This window comes from Paraburkholderia sp. MM6662-R1 (assembly GCF_050436245.1).
In the GTDB taxonomy this organism is placed as follows: domain Bacteria; phylum Pseudomonadota; class Gammaproteobacteria; order Burkholderiales; family Burkholderiaceae; genus Paraburkholderia; species Paraburkholderia tuberum.
This window is the reverse complement of sequence record NZ_JBNDLV010000003.1, coordinates 1,184,855-1,200,303: the sequence shown is the minus strand read 5'-3', so window position 1 is coordinate 1,200,303 and position 15,449 is coordinate 1,184,855. Positions and strand designations below refer to the sequence as shown.

Annotated in this window: 15 protein-coding genes; 7 read left to right on the top strand and 8 right to left on the bottom strand. The window is 59.8% G+C overall.

The window, feature by feature from the left end; genetic code table 11:
- Positions 1-58: 58 nt before the first annotated feature.
- Positions 59-643 carry a glutathione binding-like protein gene (locus OKW39_RS28450; RefSeq protein ID WP_090811025.1) on the bottom strand — a complete coding sequence of 195 codons (585 nt, stop codon included), beginning with the start codon at positions 641-643 and terminating at the stop codon, positions 59-61.
- 296 nt (positions 644-939) lie between these two features.
- On the opposite strand from OKW39_RS28450, the gene OKW39_RS28445 reads away from it, so the two are divergent.
- The gene (locus tag OKW39_RS28445) at positions 940-3,693 is read left to right on the top strand and encodes a UPF0182 family protein (RefSeq protein WP_429564148.1); all 2,754 of its coding nucleotides are present in this window, start codon (positions 940-942) and stop codon (positions 3,691-3,693) included.
- Between the two features lie 12 nt (positions 3,694-3,705).
- Here the strand turns inward: OKW39_RS28445 and OKW39_RS28440 are convergent, their stop codons facing one another.
- Both OKW39_RS28440 and OKW39_RS28435 read right to left on the bottom strand, forming a co-directional pair.
- On the bottom strand, positions 3,706-4,227 hold the full coding sequence (locus tag OKW39_RS28440; RefSeq protein WP_429564147.1) for a hypothetical protein: 522 nt from the start codon (positions 4,225-4,227) through the stop codon (positions 3,706-3,708).
- Between the two features lie 123 nt (positions 4,228-4,350).
- Positions 4,351-4,773, bottom strand: a complete 423-nt coding sequence (locus tag OKW39_RS28435; protein WP_184044736.1) for an ACT domain-containing protein — start codon at positions 4,771-4,773, stop codon at positions 4,351-4,353.
- A gap of 163 nt (positions 4,774-4,936) precedes the next feature.
- On the opposite strand from OKW39_RS28435, the gene OKW39_RS28430 reads away from it, so the two are divergent.
- From OKW39_RS28430 to OKW39_RS28420, 3 genes are all read left to right on the top strand, one after another.
- On the top strand, positions 4,937-5,146 hold the full coding sequence (locus OKW39_RS28430; protein ID WP_084754273.1) for a hypothetical protein: 210 nt from the start codon (positions 4,937-4,939) through the stop codon (positions 5,144-5,146).
- Positions 5,147-5,385: 239 nt separating this feature from the next.
- Positions 5,386-6,291, top strand: a complete 906-nt coding sequence (locus OKW39_RS28425) for a S1C family serine protease (RefSeq protein ID WP_429360681.1) — start codon at positions 5,386-5,388, stop codon at positions 6,289-6,291.
- Between the two features lie 18 nt (positions 6,292-6,309).
- Positions 6,310-6,978, top strand: a complete 669-nt coding sequence (locus OKW39_RS28420; RefSeq protein WP_429564146.1) for a DNA-binding response regulator — start codon at positions 6,310-6,312, stop codon at positions 6,976-6,978.
- Between the two features lie 28 nt (positions 6,979-7,006).
- Here OKW39_RS28420 and OKW39_RS28415 read toward each other — a convergent pair whose 3' ends face one another.
- On the bottom strand, positions 7,007-7,510 hold the full coding sequence (locus OKW39_RS28415; RefSeq protein WP_429564145.1) for a hypothetical protein: 504 nt from the start codon (positions 7,508-7,510) through the stop codon (positions 7,007-7,009).
- 701 nt (positions 7,511-8,211) lie between these two features.
- Between OKW39_RS28415 and OKW39_RS28410 the strand changes: the two genes are divergently transcribed.
- From OKW39_RS28410 to OKW39_RS28400, 3 genes are all read left to right on the top strand, one after another.
- Positions 8,212-8,697 (top strand): LysR family transcriptional regulator, encoded by a 486-nt coding sequence (locus tag OKW39_RS28410; RefSeq protein WP_429564144.1) that lies wholly within the window; start codon positions 8,212-8,214, stop codon positions 8,695-8,697.
- A 659-nt stretch (positions 8,698-9,356) separates the two neighbouring features.
- Positions 9,357-10,649, top strand: coding sequence for an NAD(P)/FAD-dependent oxidoreductase (locus tag OKW39_RS28405; protein WP_429564283.1), 1,293 nt, complete (start codon positions 9,357-9,359; stop codon positions 10,647-10,649).
- Positions 10,650-10,680: 31 nt separating this feature from the next.
- Positions 10,681-11,085 (top strand): DUF3331 domain-containing protein, encoded by a 405-nt coding sequence (locus tag OKW39_RS28400; protein ID WP_244144742.1) that lies wholly within the window; start codon positions 10,681-10,683, stop codon positions 11,083-11,085.
- 289 nt (positions 11,086-11,374) lie between these two features.
- Here OKW39_RS28400 and OKW39_RS28395 read toward each other — a convergent pair whose 3' ends face one another.
- The 4 genes from OKW39_RS28395 to OKW39_RS28380 form a co-directional block, all read right to left on the bottom strand.
- Entirely contained in the window at positions 11,375-12,286 is a 912-nt protein-coding gene (locus OKW39_RS28395) for an IS5 family transposase (RefSeq protein ID WP_429564282.1), read from the bottom strand.
- A 73-nt stretch (positions 12,287-12,359) separates the two neighbouring features.
- The gene (locus tag OKW39_RS28390; protein WP_429332731.1) at positions 12,360-12,527 is read right to left on the bottom strand and encodes a hypothetical protein; all 168 of its coding nucleotides are present in this window, start codon (positions 12,525-12,527) and stop codon (positions 12,360-12,362) included.
- A 1,121-nt stretch (positions 12,528-13,648) separates the two neighbouring features.
- On the bottom strand, positions 13,649-14,974 hold the full coding sequence (locus OKW39_RS28385; protein WP_429332732.1) for a type II toxin-antitoxin system HipA family toxin: 1,326 nt from the start codon (positions 14,972-14,974) through the stop codon (positions 13,649-13,651).
- Positions 14,974-15,354 carry a helix-turn-helix domain-containing protein gene (locus OKW39_RS28380; protein ID WP_429332733.1) on the bottom strand — a complete coding sequence of 127 codons (381 nt, stop codon included), beginning with the start codon at positions 15,352-15,354 and terminating at the stop codon, positions 14,974-14,976. The genes OKW39_RS28385 and OKW39_RS28380 overlap by 1 nt, the downstream gene beginning before the upstream one ends.
- Positions 15,355-15,449: the final 95 nt, after the last annotated feature.

The window sequence follows — 15,449 nt, the reverse complement described above, 5'->3', positions numbered from 1 at the left end:
GCCCGAACACACACGAATCATCCAGCTAAAGGTGCGCGCGGCGAGGATCTGCGTTTCATCAGTCGAGTCCCTCGTGCTTCATGGCAAGCTGGACGGCCGGACGCGCGCGCATCAGTTCGGCAAAGTTTCGCAATTTCTCCGGCACTTCGATGCCTACCTTTTTGGCCCAGAGCAGCATCGTGAACAAATAGGCGTCCGCCACACTCGCTTCGCTGCCGAACAGGTATTCGCCCTTGAACATGGTGGCGATCAACTGGAAGCGTTGACCGAGCTTCTCGCGCGCTGCCGTTGCTTCAGCATCCGAAGTGGGCTTGAAAACACGGCTGAACTGCTTGTGGATTTCCGTCGAAATGAACGCGAGCATCTCGAGCAGGCGCAGGCTGCCGGGTTCGCTATTCGGCGCAAGGGCAGGCTTGCGCTGTGCGACCCACGAAAGAATCGCGATATTCTCGGTAAGCCGTTGACCATCATCCATTTCGAGGGTTGGGACGTAACTCTTTGGATTGATCCGATTGAACTGCTCCCCAGTCTCGGTCTCCTTGGACTTCAAGTCGACGCGAATCCTTTCGAAAGTGAGATCGGCCTCATGCATTGCGATATGGTCGGCGAGGCTGCAGGCACCAGGCGAATAGTAGAGCTTCATGATAGGGGTCCCTTTTCGTGAGATGAACTGAACCGTTTCAACGCAGCAAAGGGCGTGCCGCCGCCCGTCGACACCTGGAACGAGAGTTCGACGTCGAGCGTCGATTGCGATGGATGAACTTTGGCATAATTGCCGCATCGCTGCGCCGGGCACTGTCCGTTTTGACTCGCGCCACGTCCACAAGGGTCTTTCGTCATGGTTCGTGGAGCGGCTTCAGATAGCTTGAATTAATGTAGCCATCCGAACCCGGATCGCAATCGCAGCAGGGCAGGGCGACGGCCAGCACAGGAGAGACCATGCAGTCGGAAGTGAAGTCCGGCGTGCGCCTGAGACGTTATGCAATCACGGTGACGGCCGTCATCGTTGGCCTGCTTGTCGTCGGACGCATCACGGGCATCCTGGTCAACTGGCTGTGGTTCTCTTCGATCGGCTATGGCGGCGTTTTCTGGACCATCCTCTGCGCGAGAGCGCTGCTGTTTGCCGCGGTGTTCGCAGTCTCGGCGTGCGCGATATGGCTGTCTGGGATTTTGGCGCATCGTTACGCGAGGCGCGTCGATGTCTTGCGAGCGCAATCTGTTGATCGATCGGGTACGACTGAAGTTGCCGTTGAATTGTCTGAACTGATCGCGCCGCACGTTCCCTGGCGCTCCAGTATTGCCTGCGCCGCGGTCGTCCTGGGGTTGGTTATTGCCGCTAGCGAAATCTCGAGCTGGGACCTCGCGCTTCGCTTCATTTATCAGGTCCCTGTTGGCGAACGCGATCCGATCTTTGACAGGGATATCGGCTTTTATCTGTTCTCGCTCCCCGCGTATGTCGCACTCAAGAACTGGCTGCTGCAGCTAATCTTCTGGAGCGCGATCGTGGCAGGCGTTGTCTACGGGGTGCGCGGTGACATCGCGCTGGAGCGGCCACCACGCACGCTCTCGGCCGCCCCCCTCACTCATGGTTCGGCACTGCTCGGTTTGTTCTTTGCGGTGAAGGCCTGGTCGTGGTGGCTCGACCGCTTTCTGCTGCTCTATGGCGACAACGGCGTCGTGGTCGGCGCCAGCTATACCGATGTCCACGTCGAGTTGCCGGTCCTGTGGATGCTTGTCGGCCTTGCCGCGGCCTCATCCGTTGCCCTTTGGATCAACATGCGCCGGCGGAGCCATCTGCAACCCGTCGTTCTCGCGCTGCTCGTATTCGGCAGTTCGTTTGTATTCGCTGTGATCTATCCGTCGCTGTTTCAGCGCTTCTATGTCAAACCGAGCGAGCTGAAACTGGAAACACCCTATATCGAGCACGCTATCGCGCTAACGCGACAGGCTTACGGCCTCGCCAAGATCGAGGTTAAACCGTTTGAGGCCGAGCAGGGACTGACTCTCGACTCGCTGCAGGCCAATCGGGCGACCATCGACAACATCCGGCTATGGGATGTGCAACCGCTGATGGATACCTATGCACAGTTGCAGGAGATCAGGACTTATTACAAATTTATTTCGGTGGACATCGACCGCTATCAGCTTGACGCCGGATACAGACAGGTAATGCTGTCGGCGCGTGAACTGGAACCGGCGATGCTTCCGACCAACGCCCAAACCTGGGTGAACCTGCACCTTATCTTTACTCACGGCATCGGCGTCGTGATGTCGCCAGTCACCGAGAAATCCACCGAAGGCTTACCGTTTTTCTATCTGCACGATATTCCGCCAGTCTCCAGCGGCGGCCCGGCCATTCGCGAACCACGTCTTTATTTCAGCGAAGGCCGCCAAGACTACGTCATCGTGAACGGCAACGTAGCGGAGTTCGACTTTCCCCAACGGCCGACTAACGCCTACACGACGTATAGCGGGCGCGATGGCGTCAGCATCGGCAGTGTGGCACGCCGCAGTTTGTTCGCCTGGCAGCTCGACGATCCGAACATCCTGCTGAGCGGCTATATCACAGACAAGAGCCGGATCCTGCTTCATCGCAACATTCAGGACCGCGTGCGTACGATCGCGCCATTCCTGACTCTCGATCATGACCCCTATGTCGTCGCAAGCAATGGGCGCCTGTTCTGGATCCAGGACGCGTACACCGTCAGCCGGTGGTTTCCTTACTCCCGGCCGGGTTTTGGCGACGGCGCCAATTACATCCGAAACGCCGTCAAGGTCGTGGTCGATGCATATAACGGCACGGTCGATTTCTACGTCAGCGATCCCGCCGATCCGCTCCTGCGCACATACGAGCGCATCTTCCCGGGTTTGTTCAAGCCTTTGGACGTGATGCCACCGGAGCTGCGAAAGCATATCCGCTATCCCGAAGATCTGTTCCTGATCCAGGCGCAGCTCTACCGCGCCTATCACATGGATGCGCCGGAGATCTTCTACAACCGCGAGGATCTGTGGCAGTTTCCCCAGGAGCTGGTCGGAATGGATGGCGGAAGCACCGCCAGCACGATGCCGCCGTATTACACGATCATGCGACTCCCCGGCGACGCACGCGCCGAGTTCATCCTCATGCTGCCGATGGTGCCGAGCCAGCGCGAGAACATGATTGCCTGGCTGGCGGCGCGATGCGATGCGCCCGGGTACGGCAAGCTCATCGTGTACACCTTTCCCAAGGACAAGCTGATCTATGGGCCGTTTCAGATCGAAGCGCGGATTCAGCAGAATACCGAGATCTCGCAGCAGATCTCGCTGTGGAACCAGATGGGCTCACGCGTCATTCGCGGTCATCTCGTGGTCGTGCCGATCGAGAACTCGATCCTCTACGTTTCGCCGCTCTATTTGCGCGCGGCGTCCGGTCAGTTGCCGGAGTTGAAGCGGGTGATTGCCGCATATGGGGACCGTGTGGTGATGGAGAACACTCTGGATGAGGCGCTGGCGGCGCTTTTCAGTGAGACCGCGCAAGCGGCATCGCCAGCCCGAGGCACCGTGGACGCTCGCGCGAGAGAGGCACTTGTCCACTATGACCGCGCCATCGAGCGACTGAAGGCGGGAGACTGGAGCGGCTTCGGCGCGGAACTGGATGCCCTCCGGCCGTTGCTCGAGGCACTCGGCGCTGGCCGTTCCGATGATCGGAAGTGACCAACGGGACGATCAATGCGGCTCGCCGAGGCAAGCGTCGGCAACATCGACGATCGGCTCGCTGTCGGCGTGAGCTTGAGGAAACCGGTCAACGCACTTGATCTGAACGTAGGTCCACCACGTTCCCGGTGGATCGTGACCCAGCCACAACACAGTGGCTGCGACCTTGGTTCGTAGCCCCCATTGGCGCCAGTCAGCACCCGTTGGCGAAAAGTTTCCGTGAATGTCCTTGTACAGGTTACGGTCCAACCCGTATCGCTTCAGATAGGGCGGGTTGATGCGCTCCTCGGGCGTAGCCGGCTCGCCACGTGCGATGCCCGCTTGCGCCAGGGCCGCGTCCCGGCGGAAATCGCTCACGGCACGGCCGACCACCAACAGCTCGAACAGCAATGCCCCGCCAACTGCCATGCAAGTCGCGACAATGCAAAGCGAGAGCGCCCAAAGCACCCGCCTTCGGGTCGTCGGTGTCTTCATCACTGTCGACCTCCTACCGGCATCGGGATTCGCCGCCATGCCCGGCGCTTCGTTCGCCATTCAAATGGCCGCTCGGCTTTGTCGCAACGGATTTGAGATGGTCGACGGCAGTCGTGTCAGACAGAGTGGCCCGCTTGCCTCGTCAGCAAGAGCCAAGCCGGTTTGCAGTCCGGTACGGGTACTTCAGGCCCTTTGTAGAAGGTCAATCGCCTTTTCGGCATCGTCCAACGAGTCGACCGCGAGATACGCAATGAACTGCGTGCCAAGTACAGCGGCCGAGACGCCGCGAAGGTTGATCCCCCCATCCGCCAACATCTGGGTCAATTGCGCGATGATGCCCAACTGGTCCAGACCCATTACACGGACGGAGTGAAGGCTCGGGGTGACGCTGAACCCCGCCTGTGTGGCGGCACGGATCGCACTTTCTCCCTGTAGCGGAGCGACAAACACGACTCCCTTACCCGCTGCCTCTGGCGTTCGACGTGCCACGACGAACTGCAAGTCGACACCAGCATCCCGCAAGACGCTTAAGACCTTCGCAAGGCCTCCCGGTTTATCGTCGATGGTAGCTGCCCAAACCTCGACCCGTTCCACGCTCAGTTCCATGGCCGTCCCTCCCAGTTCGAACCTCATTAGAAAAATCTACTTCACGAACGGCACGCGGGCAAGGACTGTCGGACTACGCGCCGCTCGGCGAGCCGCGTCCAACTTGCTGCTACTGAACATCTGTATCAAGATCAAGTCGCCTCATCACAAACAGGCGACTCTCATGACAGACGATCCCGATGGCGATCCTGCTACCGATCCCGACAAACTGAAAGGCCCAGGCGGCATGAGTTTGAGGCAGATCCACGAACAGGTTCAGAAGTCCGTCCAGCGCGACTGCGAAGCGCAGACTGCGCGCCACGCGCCCGCTCCACCGCAAAGCCGCTGGCAGCGGTGGGTTCGCTATGTATGGGGCCGTAGCGGGCGGCGCTAACCGCAGTTTGATGAGGGACGTGCTGGTCGCAGACCAGACTCGTTGCATCGTGAAGTCCGCATTGCATCCACCCGGCTACCCATTTGGGTGGTGTGCGCCCCCCGTCGTTCTGTCATTGTGAACCCGTCGTCATAACGCTAGCTGGACAGGCGAGCAAACGTCGACGCGAAGCACTGGCAGGTCACACGCAATTGAAGGGGCTTGAAATGGAAACCACATCCTCGAGCGGAAATCCTTTGATGGATCTCTCGGACAATCTGGCAGACATCGTCGCGCGAGTCGGGCGGAGTGTCGTCGCAGTACACGGCCGACATCGCATGCCGTCGAGTGGCGTAATCTGGCGACGTGGCGTCGTTGTGACGGCTGCACACACGCTCAGGCGTGAGGACGGCATCGAAGTCACTTTGACCGACGGCCGTACTGTCGCCGCAGTCCTCGCGGGCCTGGATCTGGGGTCCGACGTCGGCGTGCTGAAACTGGACGGCGTGGACCTCGACCCGATCGGTTCCGGCGACGCCCACTCACTGAAGCCGGGTCATCTTGCGCTCGCTGTCGCACGTGCGGACGATTCCGGCGTCAGCGCCGATTTTGGCGTGATCGGCAGCATAGGTGGTCCTTGGCGCACGTGGAAAGGCGGACAACTCGATGCGTTCGTGCGACTGGACGGCGGTCTGCGCCCGGGTTTCTCCGGGGCGGCCCTCGCGGACATGCGCGGGCAGGTCATCGGCATCTGCACCTCGGCACTGATGCGCGGCGCCGGCATCGTGATTCCGGGGATGACCGTGGAGCGCGTCACCGATGAACTGTTGGCTAAAGGGCGCGTCTCGCGGGGCTACCTTGGTGTCGGCACGCAGCGGGTCGGCCTGCTGGACGCCTGGGTCAATAAAATGAACCTGTCGTTCAGCAGTGGATTGCTGATCAATTCGCTTGCACCGGGCGGCCCTGCGGAGCAGGCGGGCGTGCTGATAGGCGATGTACTGATCGAACTGGACGGCAAGCCTTGCCGCGACATGGGTGACGTGAGTGCGGCGCTGGGCTCCGCAAGCATCGGGCAGCAGTTGCAAATCGCCTTGATCCGAGGCGGCGAACGCCACGCGTGTTCGGTAACGGTGGGCGAACGGCCCCAGCGGAATTCGTGCAGGTGACGTCCGGGAAGCGACCAAATGTCGGATGGACAGACGATACGGAGGGCGCCTTTACGGGTCGTAGTGATTGCGGCATCGTGGCAAGAGCGCGCAAGCCTGCAAGCGCTTGTCGAGGCGAACCCGGCACTTGAGTTCCTGGGTAGCGCGCCCGACGCCGAAAAGCTCGTCGATTGCCTCGCCGGATCGATGCCGGATGTGGTCGTCACCGACATCGCGCCGGAGGCGTGCGATGCGCTCAAGACGCTACTCGAACTCTCGCCCGTGTCGCCGTCGCTCGTCCTGTTGAGCGACGACCCGGACAGCGACTGGATCTTCGATGCGTTGCCCGCCGATGCGGTGGCTATCCTGCCGCGCAACGCGATGCCGGCTGAAATCGTCGTGTCCATCGAAGCCGTCGCCGCAGGCCTTTGCGTGCTGACGCCCGACATCCTCGCAAGGCTGCTGGCCGAAACAAGACCGTCGCGCCAGAAGGGATCCGGCGAACCGTTCGAAGCTTTGACGTTACGGGAGATCGAAGTGCTGGCGATGCTCGCCGACGGACTCGGCAACAAGGAGATCGCGCGGCACCTCGACATCTCGGACAACACGGTGAAATTCCACCTCTCGTCGATCTTCGGCAAACTCGGTGCGACCAACCGCACCGAAGCGGTGATGCTCGGCATGCGGCACGGATTCATCATGGTGTAGACAAGCTCGCGTTTCTCTACCCACGACACTAGACGACGTCATGCTCGAACGTTTTCCACCAACGTGGCAATCTGCACGAACTCGACATCAGGTCGTACCCCGTAGAGACCGGTGACCCGGTCGAGCAACTCATCGGTGAAGAACGCCTTGGCTGCGTCCTCTGATTCCCAAATGTAGAAGTTCGTGGCTTCATGCTTGGCGGAATTGAGGCGGCGACTGGCACGAGAACGTCGAGCGCGCTCTGTATGCCCAGCGTCATTTCGACAGTGACAGGCAGGCTGCCGATGCCGTGCTTGATCCGCTCGAAGCGCAGATACAGGTCGGGCGCATCGAAGGCGAACGTCTGGTTGACGGCAACGCGATCCAGATCCAGTCGATCGTCCAGCGGGCGCTCAGCTACGGGCAGTTCCGCCAGGTAATCGACGAGCCACGCAATCAGCATTTCGGCCAACCCGTGTACTTCGGCGCGACGAGCTGACGTCGAAGATGTCGGTTCTTCCTTGCGGGCCACCCAGACCGTGCCGCGGTACATCGCGGATGTACCGCAACGCGAAGATCACTCGCCGGGCGCGCAGCACCTTGCTGATCCCACCTTGCGCTCGCAGATTCTCGACCGAAGAAATGTCTGCGAATACTGAAAGACCCGCGTTGGGATCGACGTACACGTCCGCTTTTCACCGCGCTACCTATTGCGCGGGCGTTGTATGTGGGGTTGTGCTAACCATAGACCACGCTGTGGCAGAAGCCGGCTCAGTTTCTGCCGCTCGACCGCATTTTCGAGCGCTCATTCGAACGACTGCTCCACTTCGTGACCCGCCGGATACTCAACGCGGACTCCTCGGCCAATGCCGATCTTGGGGCGGGCTGGATTCTACGTCGGCAATGTGATGGATTGCCGACGGTAGCGGCGTCGAGCAGCCGGGCGACAGCTTCCGGCATCGCGAACTCAATGGTCGGAATGGCGCGGTGGCATTGATATCCTCTCTCTGCCATGACTGGACCTGTTCGACGCGACAGGCTACCGAGCCGGCGAAATGCCGCTGGCTGGCGACAGTCTGCGCAGCAAGATCGACACCTATACCAACGTATCGCCGGCCTGACCACATGGATTAAGCGACGATCCCAATGTAGGGATGGTTCAATCGTTCGCCTCGGTCTATCGTTCTTCCAAGTCGGAAAGTCTCATTCCGCTGAAGAGCGACCCGAATCAGACAGCACGAGGTGAACGGTTCCATGGACAAGTTCATGAGCATGCGCATCTTCTCCCGAGTAGTCGAGGCGGGAAGCTTCAGCGTCGTTGCGGAGCATATGAGTTGCAGCAAGGGGAACGTATCGCGTGCCGTCTTGGCACTCGAAGACCAGCTGCAGACGCGGCTCCTGCAACGCACGACACGTCGGGTATCGCTGACGGAACCCGGCGAGCGCTACTACCAGAAGTGCAAGAGGATCCTGGCCGACCTCGACGATGCCGAAGCCGAAGCACGCGACGCCCACACCCGCGCGCGCGGAAGACTCCGCGCTCACTGCGTAACCGATCTCGGTCTCGGACAGTTGACGCACTTGATCATCGAATATCGCAGGCGTTTTCCTGCCGTTTCAGTGCATCTCAAGTTCCCGCCGCGTATGGCGAACCTGATCACGCAATACAACCTGAACCGTCAGACATTTATCGTTGTTGGTCAATTAAAAACGCGCTGTGTGACTTTCTTTCGCGCGTGATGGAGAACGCAAGATGCACACGATCAGATTACCTCGCATTCGGGCAGGCTATATCGTTGCCGCGTGTATTGTGGCAATTGCCGCAATGTGTGCGTCTCGAACGCCCGGTCTGATGCAGGCCATTCTCGTCGTCGGTGCGAATGCGCAATTGCCGCTCGAATGCCTGGCCGCAGAGAGTCCAGAGAACGCCGAGCCCTCGCCTGTTGCTACCGTCGCCGACCGTTCCGAATGGAAGGCGCATGTCCCGACGCAAGGCCGCGCCCCGCCACGCAAATGCTAGAAGAATACAACTCTCCCGTGCGCATTCGACGCGAGCGCCGTAGCATGACTGGCTACGAGCGAAGCGTGACCAGTTTCAAGTACTGGACGTAGAGTCACCGCGCACTTCATTCACCCGTTCTCATCGATACACAAGCGGTCGCGATCGGGCTGAATTTCTGAGGTGGAGACTCGCCCCGATGACGATCACGCACGAACAAGCCATGTCGATGAGCATCCCGTCCAAGCCGCTGGCCTACGACTCTCAATGCTGCGATCTTGCCATACCTAAACCGTACAGTTTCTTTTCGTTGACGTGGGCGGTGACCTTGATAACGATTCTGTCCAGTATTGTAAAACGCGGACGGGAGTAGGAGATCATGCAAGAGAGACATTTGACGATGCGCCAAATGACCCGGATCGTCATCGGCGGCGGCGGCATCGCTGGACTTCTGCTCGCGACCAGGCTGGGCAACACGCTTGGCCGCAGCGGCCGCGGTCAGGTTACGTTAATCGACAAAAGTGCAACGCATATCTGGAAGCCCATGCTGCACACCATCGCGGCAGGCACTCGCGATGTCCAGCAACAGCAGGTCATCTATCTCGCCCACGCCCGCGACCACGGCTTCAACTATCAGCCAGGCGAAATGGAAGGCCTGGACCGCAATGCGCGCGTCGTGAAGCTGGCTGCGCTGCGTTCGCCGTCGGGGGAGGTCGTGATCGGGCCGCGCGCGGTCGAATACGATGTACTGATTCTTGCGTTAGGGAGTCGCGCCAACGACTTCGGCACACCAGGCGTACTTGATCATTGCCATTTCATTGACAGCCAGGCACAGGCTGAAGTCTTCAACGAAGCATTGCGAATCCGTATATTCCGGAGCGTTGTGACGAATAGCCCGTTGCGCGTATCTATCGTCGGCGCCGGAGCGACCGGCGTCGAACTGGCTGCGGAGTTGAGTCGCTTGCTCGAAGTGGCGTCGAGTTACGGCGACCCCGGCATCCGCTCACGTCTGCAGCTCACCCTTTATGAAAGCGCACCGCGCGTACTGGCGGCATTTCCGCCGGCGGTGTCGGAGTCCAGCGAGGCACAGTTACGGCATATCGGCTTCTCGGTACGAACGGGCACGCGAGTGACCGCCGCCGAACCCGATGGACTCCGGTTGGGCGACGGCAGTAAGCAACCGGCGGATTTGATGGTATGGGCGGCGGGCGTCAAGGCCTCTGATTTTCTAAGCAAACTGGATGGGATCGAGAGCAATCGTTCCAATCAGATCGCCGTCAGGCCAACCCTGCAGGCACAGGACGACGACACACTATTCGCCCTCGGCGACTGCTCGACGTTGACGCTCGCCGGCAATGAACGCCCTCTCGCACCCACGGCGCAAGTCGCCACGCAACAGGCACAACACCTCGCGAAGCACTTGCCGGACTGGCTCGGCGGGGGATCATTGCCCGACTTTGCATTTCACGACTTCGGCGCGCTCGTGTCGCTGAGCGACTACAACGCTTTTGGGACGCTCGGGCAGTTCGGATTCTTCCGCGGCGGGTTTATCAAGGGCCGATTCGCGCAGCTCAGTCACGCCATGCTCTATCGACAACATCAGCAGGCTTTGCACGGTTTCGGCAAGGCCATGATGCTGTGGACTGCCGAGCGGATTAACGGTTTCGTGCAGCCGAAGATACGGCTGAGCTGAGCGCCACCTCGCTTTTGACGGGAGTACTGCCATGGATCAATGCGTGACGGCCGACACTGCATGGCAGCGCACAGTCGGCCAACTCGATTTGGGATGCGCGCAACAATTGACGGCTCGGGTCAGGAATATAGTTGATTCGGGTGGATCGAGCCGTCTGCCGGTCAAGAATGGCGACGTTGCGATCGCGCTGCTCGATCGACCCAGTCCACGAACGGCCACGGTATCGTGGAGCGACCCTCGATGTTGCAAGTACGGCGAACAGCTTTGGCGCCTTGCTACAGCGAATCGATCGGGTATATGCGCTTTGAGCGGACAAGGCATCGCCGCAGGCGATGTAATCTACCGCCCCGCAAAGGTCGAGCCGCCTCCCGCAAACGCGGCTGCCATGATGCTCGCAACGTTAGTCGAGCTCGCCTTTACCGATCCATCCTGTTAGTTTTCGCGGGCATGTTTCGCTGTTGATCCTTCCCGGATCAACACTGCGCGACAGCGCAGTTGCTGCCCGCGATCGATCAGTCAACTTGTATCCTCGAGCCACATACAGGACGTCGCCGATGCGCGCGAATGTCGCTTAAGGAAGGTCTGCACAACCCGCTTTTGAAGCATTACCTTTCACATCAAGCGCAGCCTCGGCCTTCAGATCTTTGTTGGCGAGTTGATTGCCATGGTCTTTCCGCGCGCCGGAGCGCTCCAACCCGACATGTGATCTTCATCGGCCCGGTGTTTCAAACTTTGCGCAAAGCTCTACGCGCCATCCATAAATTGCCCAAAGCAAACAGCGTAGTGATCTGGGCGGTGTTCTTCATCAAACCACGATAGCGGGTCTTCATGTAACCGAACTGTCGCTTGAGGATGCGAAACGGGTGTTCGACCTTGGCCCGAATACCCGCCTTCAGGCGCTCGATCTGATCATAGATCGCGTCCAACGAGTCGCTCAGATCCAGTTTCCTGCGCTTTGCCGGTCGCATCGCCACATGCCAACGAACCGCGTTAGTCTCACAACGCTTTTCGATACCCTGATAACCGGCGTCCGCATACACGTCCGTTTCCTCACCATGCAGCAACGCCTGGGCTACGGTGATGTCGTGAACATTGGCCGCCGTTCCAATGACCGTATGGACCAGGCCCGAGTCGGCGTCCACGCCGACATGCATTTTCATCCCGAAGTACCAGTTGCCACCTTTCTGCGTGGATTGCATTTCCGGATCGCGCGTGCCGGAGCCATTCTTTGTCGAACTGGGCGCGGCAATCAGGGTGGCGTCGACTGCCGACCCAGCCTTAAGCATCAGGCCTTTCTCCGTCAGGATTTCATTGACCAGCGCCAGCATTTGCGCCGCCAGTCCGTGCGTTTCCAGCAGGTGGCGGAACCGGAGAATCGTGCTTTCATCCGGCAAGCGAACCATCCCGCCGTCGAGAGCCGCGAACTCTCGATAAAGCGGCACGTCATAGAGTGCCTCTTCCATAGCAGGGTCTGATAGACCGAACCATTGTTGCATGAAATGAATCTGCAGCATCGTTGCAATCGGGAATGGCGGCCGACCGGTTTTGCCCGTGAGATAGTGCGGCTCGATTAGCGCAATCAGCTTCAACCAGGGCACAACGCGTTGCATCTCATCGAGAAATTCCCGCTTGTGCAGTCTTCAGTGTGTTGCATCCACCGGTTGAATCCGACCCCCGCCACCTGCCGGACGAAGATCGCCGGATGGCCGCTCATCGGACGCTCACGTTGCAGATAGTCAGCGAGTGCCTGCCCGGTTTCCATCGGCAGCGTAGTACGTCCTGCCGCAGCGACTTTGTGCCCCTCAACGTCGCTGTGCCTGCGCGCCAGTCGACGTCGCTGATCATGAGTTGCGCGATTTCGGCAGAACGCAGCCCCATGTCCAGCGCCAGACGGACAATCGCATAGCTACGCTACGCTTCGGCCAGCGGCGAGCGCCTGCAACCGCGCCCAGGAGGTACTCAACTTCCTCTGGCGCGAGCGCGCGTGGCAGCGATGCGAGCTTCCCATGGACGGGATTCAGGATGACGGCGCTGAGCTTGCAGACCTGGTCACCGCACGTCGCCCGGTAACGCAAATAACTGCGTAAGGTACAAGCCAGTTGAGAAGCATAGGAGGCCGAGCCTCCGGCCCCTAACTGTGACGAAAGGAACCGACGAATATCGTCAGGGCGCAGCTTTCTCGGATCGACTGCGCGCCGCTCGAAATTCTGTCGCAAGAACAAACCGACTATGCGGAGTTGATTACTCCGTGTTGTGGCTGCCAGTCTACAAGACCGGGCCCTGGCTTCGTGCAAACTCGTTGGCTTCATAACGGTCCCCTGAAATGGAACCGTTACTCCAGATCAACGCTGAAATTATGTCGAGTTCCCAGCTGAACCGCCTGCTGCCGGCCCCTTGTTTGCCGGGCCTTGTCGGCAATCGGCTCGGCTACTTCCCATAATCAACGACTTTGCATAGTTGGCCAATGCCGACCTTGGGGCGGGCTGGATTCTACGTCGGCAATGTGACGGATTGCCGACGGTAGCGGCGTCGAGCAGCCGGGCGACAGCTTCCGGCATCGCGAACTCACACTCCCGACCCGAAGCAGTCCATCGGCCAGTATCTCTGACAGGCTGCTTTCCGCGCGCGAACAGACGCCGGGACAAGAACCCGATAGCTGTGGCATGGGCTATCTGCCGTGCCAGCCGTACTATTTCGATCGTAGGCGGCGGCCCTTGGTGTTGGAGCAACCAAAACGCGAAAATTTGCATCCTTTCGAATCAACGGGTTACGCCGGTCCACGACGAATAAGCTGAGACACGCACAGCCATAAATCGAGAATTTGCCACGCCGGCGTCGGCGACCTCAAAATGCCGGATTCGAAAACCAAACGGGTTCCCATCGGAAATGGCATTGGCGTTTCGCAGAATCGCCGTTCAGAAATAACATTTCATATGTTACTACCCCGCCAATCGAATGCCACGCCGGCGACGCCTGACCAGACGGTCCGATTGGCCGGTTTATTGTTCCAGAAAGGACGCTACCGTATCCCAGTTGTCGTTCTCAAAAGCGGGCGCGACCTTGTCGATTTCATCATCACCCATTCCCACGGCCGGGGACCGGGCGAGTCGTTTCCAGTCGTTCAGGGCAGCCATCATCCGGGTCAGGATTGCATGAGCGTCGTCATCGGACACGCCAAAGTATGCCGCTGCATCCAGCGCCTCCTGGATATCTCCGGTTTCACCGGTCGCTTCGGTCACGGCGGTTTTCAGGATGGGTTCCTTGTCGGGGAACGGGTTCACGTCAAACAGCGGGGCGAGCCGCCACTGACCCCCGCCGCTGTGCAGGAAGCCGTGGTTGTGCATGTGGTCATCCACGTTGGTAATGAGCATGCTGAAGCAGATGCGCGCCCAAAGCTCCTGCTTGTCTTCGAGGGGTCTCGGGGAGAACCGGTCAATGGCCTCCGCAATCTGCGTGTATGCGCCATCTTCCCTGGAATCCAGCTGCAGCAGCGAGGCCGCAGACAGGTAAGGGATGCGACCGCCAGCCCGGGGTCGGTCAAACCGCACGATAAGCGCGACAGCCTGGGTGCCAGACATGATGACTTCGGCCTCGGATGCATTCAGGCCCGCCTCTTTCGCGAGCAACAGCGCCAGCACCTCACCGCGCGCCACGTCACGCGTATCACTCACGCTCGGAAACTTGGCGATGGTCAGGGTGCCGTCGGGCTTCAGGACCGTTGCTTTGGGTCGCATACCGCCGAGCGAGGTGCCGCGCCCTTTCAGATACGCGAGGTCCGTCGCCGTTTCCTTGCCGGATTCGACCGCTTTCGACGCCTGAATCAAGGTCTGCAGCGGGACCTCGTGAGTTCCTTCAGGCAAGTTGTCGTCATGGGGCACATCGAGGAAGGGGCTGTCGGCATTGTCCCTAAAGCGCAGTGCGCCAATGCGGCTGGAATCCAGCACCCCCAGCAAATAGTCCAGGTCTGACAGCTGTGCGGAACCGGCGTCTCGGCCGGCGTCTTTTTCAGCCTTGCGCCGTTGGGCATGGGCGCGGTTAATGACACGGCGTCCCCAGCCATCAGGCTCAGTATCGGCAATGGCACCCGCAAAGGTAGAAGTCTCCTTGCTTCCCGTGCGGTATTGAAAGTCGGTGCTCAGGGGGAGGTCCGGAGACAGTGCGAAGCAATCTGGATTACTGAGCCAGGCGGGGGAGTACCGGAACGCCGAGACCTCTTTTTGCCCCTGTCTGGAAAATTGCAGTTCGCCCACTTCCAGTCCCGTATCGCCCAGATAGACGAGCAGCGTCCGCGTTGTGCTGGTTTTTGCTTTTTTTGTCGTTGCCATTACAGGGCTCCACTGTCCGGGTTGGTTTTGCGTACCCGGATGCGTTTGGCTACCGCCTTGTTCATGAGCGCTAGGCCGAGCGCATCATTGGTGGTGTTCAGGGCCTTGTTGAACTCGGGGAGGAGGTTCAGGATGTTCAGGACCCGAACCACAGCGCCCCACGACACTCCGGGGTCGCCCTGTTCCAGCCGGTAGAGCGTCTTTTTTGAGATGCCCGCCCGCTCCGCCATGGATGACGTAGAAAGCCCCCGGCGTCGGCGGGCCAGCGCAAGGTCATCTCCGGCAGCAACCAGCGCACGCTCGACCGGTAAGGGCATCGGACTTTCGGTGAAGCGGCCGGAAGGTTTGGGTGTCGCCGCTGTTTTTGGTTTATCGGTCATATCTGAACCCTTAACGTGTTAATGCGTCATATTTGACCACTGTACGACATCCCTCGTGTGGACACCAGTGCGATGTTGAAAACGGTCAGATATGG

Excerpts from the sequence above, each read along its gene's own strand:
- OKW39_RS28450 (WP_090811025.1), bottom strand. The coding sequence starts at position 643 with ATGAAGCTCTACTATTCGCCTGGTGCCTGCAGCCTCGCCGACCATATC.
- OKW39_RS28445 (WP_429564148.1), top strand. The coding sequence starts at position 940 with ATGCAGTCGGAAGTGAAGTCCGGCGTGCGCCTGAGACGTTATGCAATC.
- OKW39_RS28440 (WP_429564147.1), bottom strand. The coding sequence starts at position 4,227 with ATGGCGAACGAAGCGCCGGGCATGGCGGCGAATCCCGATGCCGGTAGG.
- OKW39_RS28435 (WP_184044736.1), bottom strand. The coding sequence starts at position 4,773 with ATGGAACTGAGCGTGGAACGGGTCGAGGTTTGGGCAGCTACCATCGAC.
- OKW39_RS28430 (WP_084754273.1), top strand. The coding sequence starts at position 4,937 with ATGACAGACGATCCCGATGGCGATCCTGCTACCGATCCCGACAAACTG.
- OKW39_RS28425 (WP_429360681.1), top strand. The coding sequence starts at position 5,386 with ATGGATCTCTCGGACAATCTGGCAGACATCGTCGCGCGAGTCGGGCGG.
- OKW39_RS28420 (WP_429564146.1), top strand. The coding sequence starts at position 6,310 with ATGTCGGATGGACAGACGATACGGAGGGCGCCTTTACGGGTCGTAGTG.
- OKW39_RS28415 (WP_429564145.1), bottom strand. The coding sequence starts at position 7,510 with ATGTACCGCGGCACGGTCTGGGTGGCCCGCAAGGAAGAACCGACATCT.
- OKW39_RS28410 (WP_429564144.1), top strand. The coding sequence starts at position 8,212 with ATGGACAAGTTCATGAGCATGCGCATCTTCTCCCGAGTAGTCGAGGCG.
- OKW39_RS28405 (WP_429564283.1), top strand. The coding sequence starts at position 9,357 with ATGCGCCAAATGACCCGGATCGTCATCGGCGGCGGCGGCATCGCTGGA.
- OKW39_RS28400 (WP_244144742.1), top strand. The coding sequence starts at position 10,681 with ATGGATCAATGCGTGACGGCCGACACTGCATGGCAGCGCACAGTCGGC.
- OKW39_RS28390 (WP_429332731.1), bottom strand. The coding sequence starts at position 12,527 with ATGGGGCTGCGTTCTGCCGAAATCGCGCAACTCATGATCAGCGACGTC.
- OKW39_RS28385 (WP_429332732.1), bottom strand. The coding sequence starts at position 14,974 with ATGGCAACGACAAAAAAAGCAAAAACCAGCACAACGCGGACGCTGCTC.
- OKW39_RS28380 (WP_429332733.1), bottom strand. The coding sequence starts at position 15,354 with ATGACCGATAAACCAAAAACAGCGGCGACACCCAAACCTTCCGGCCGC.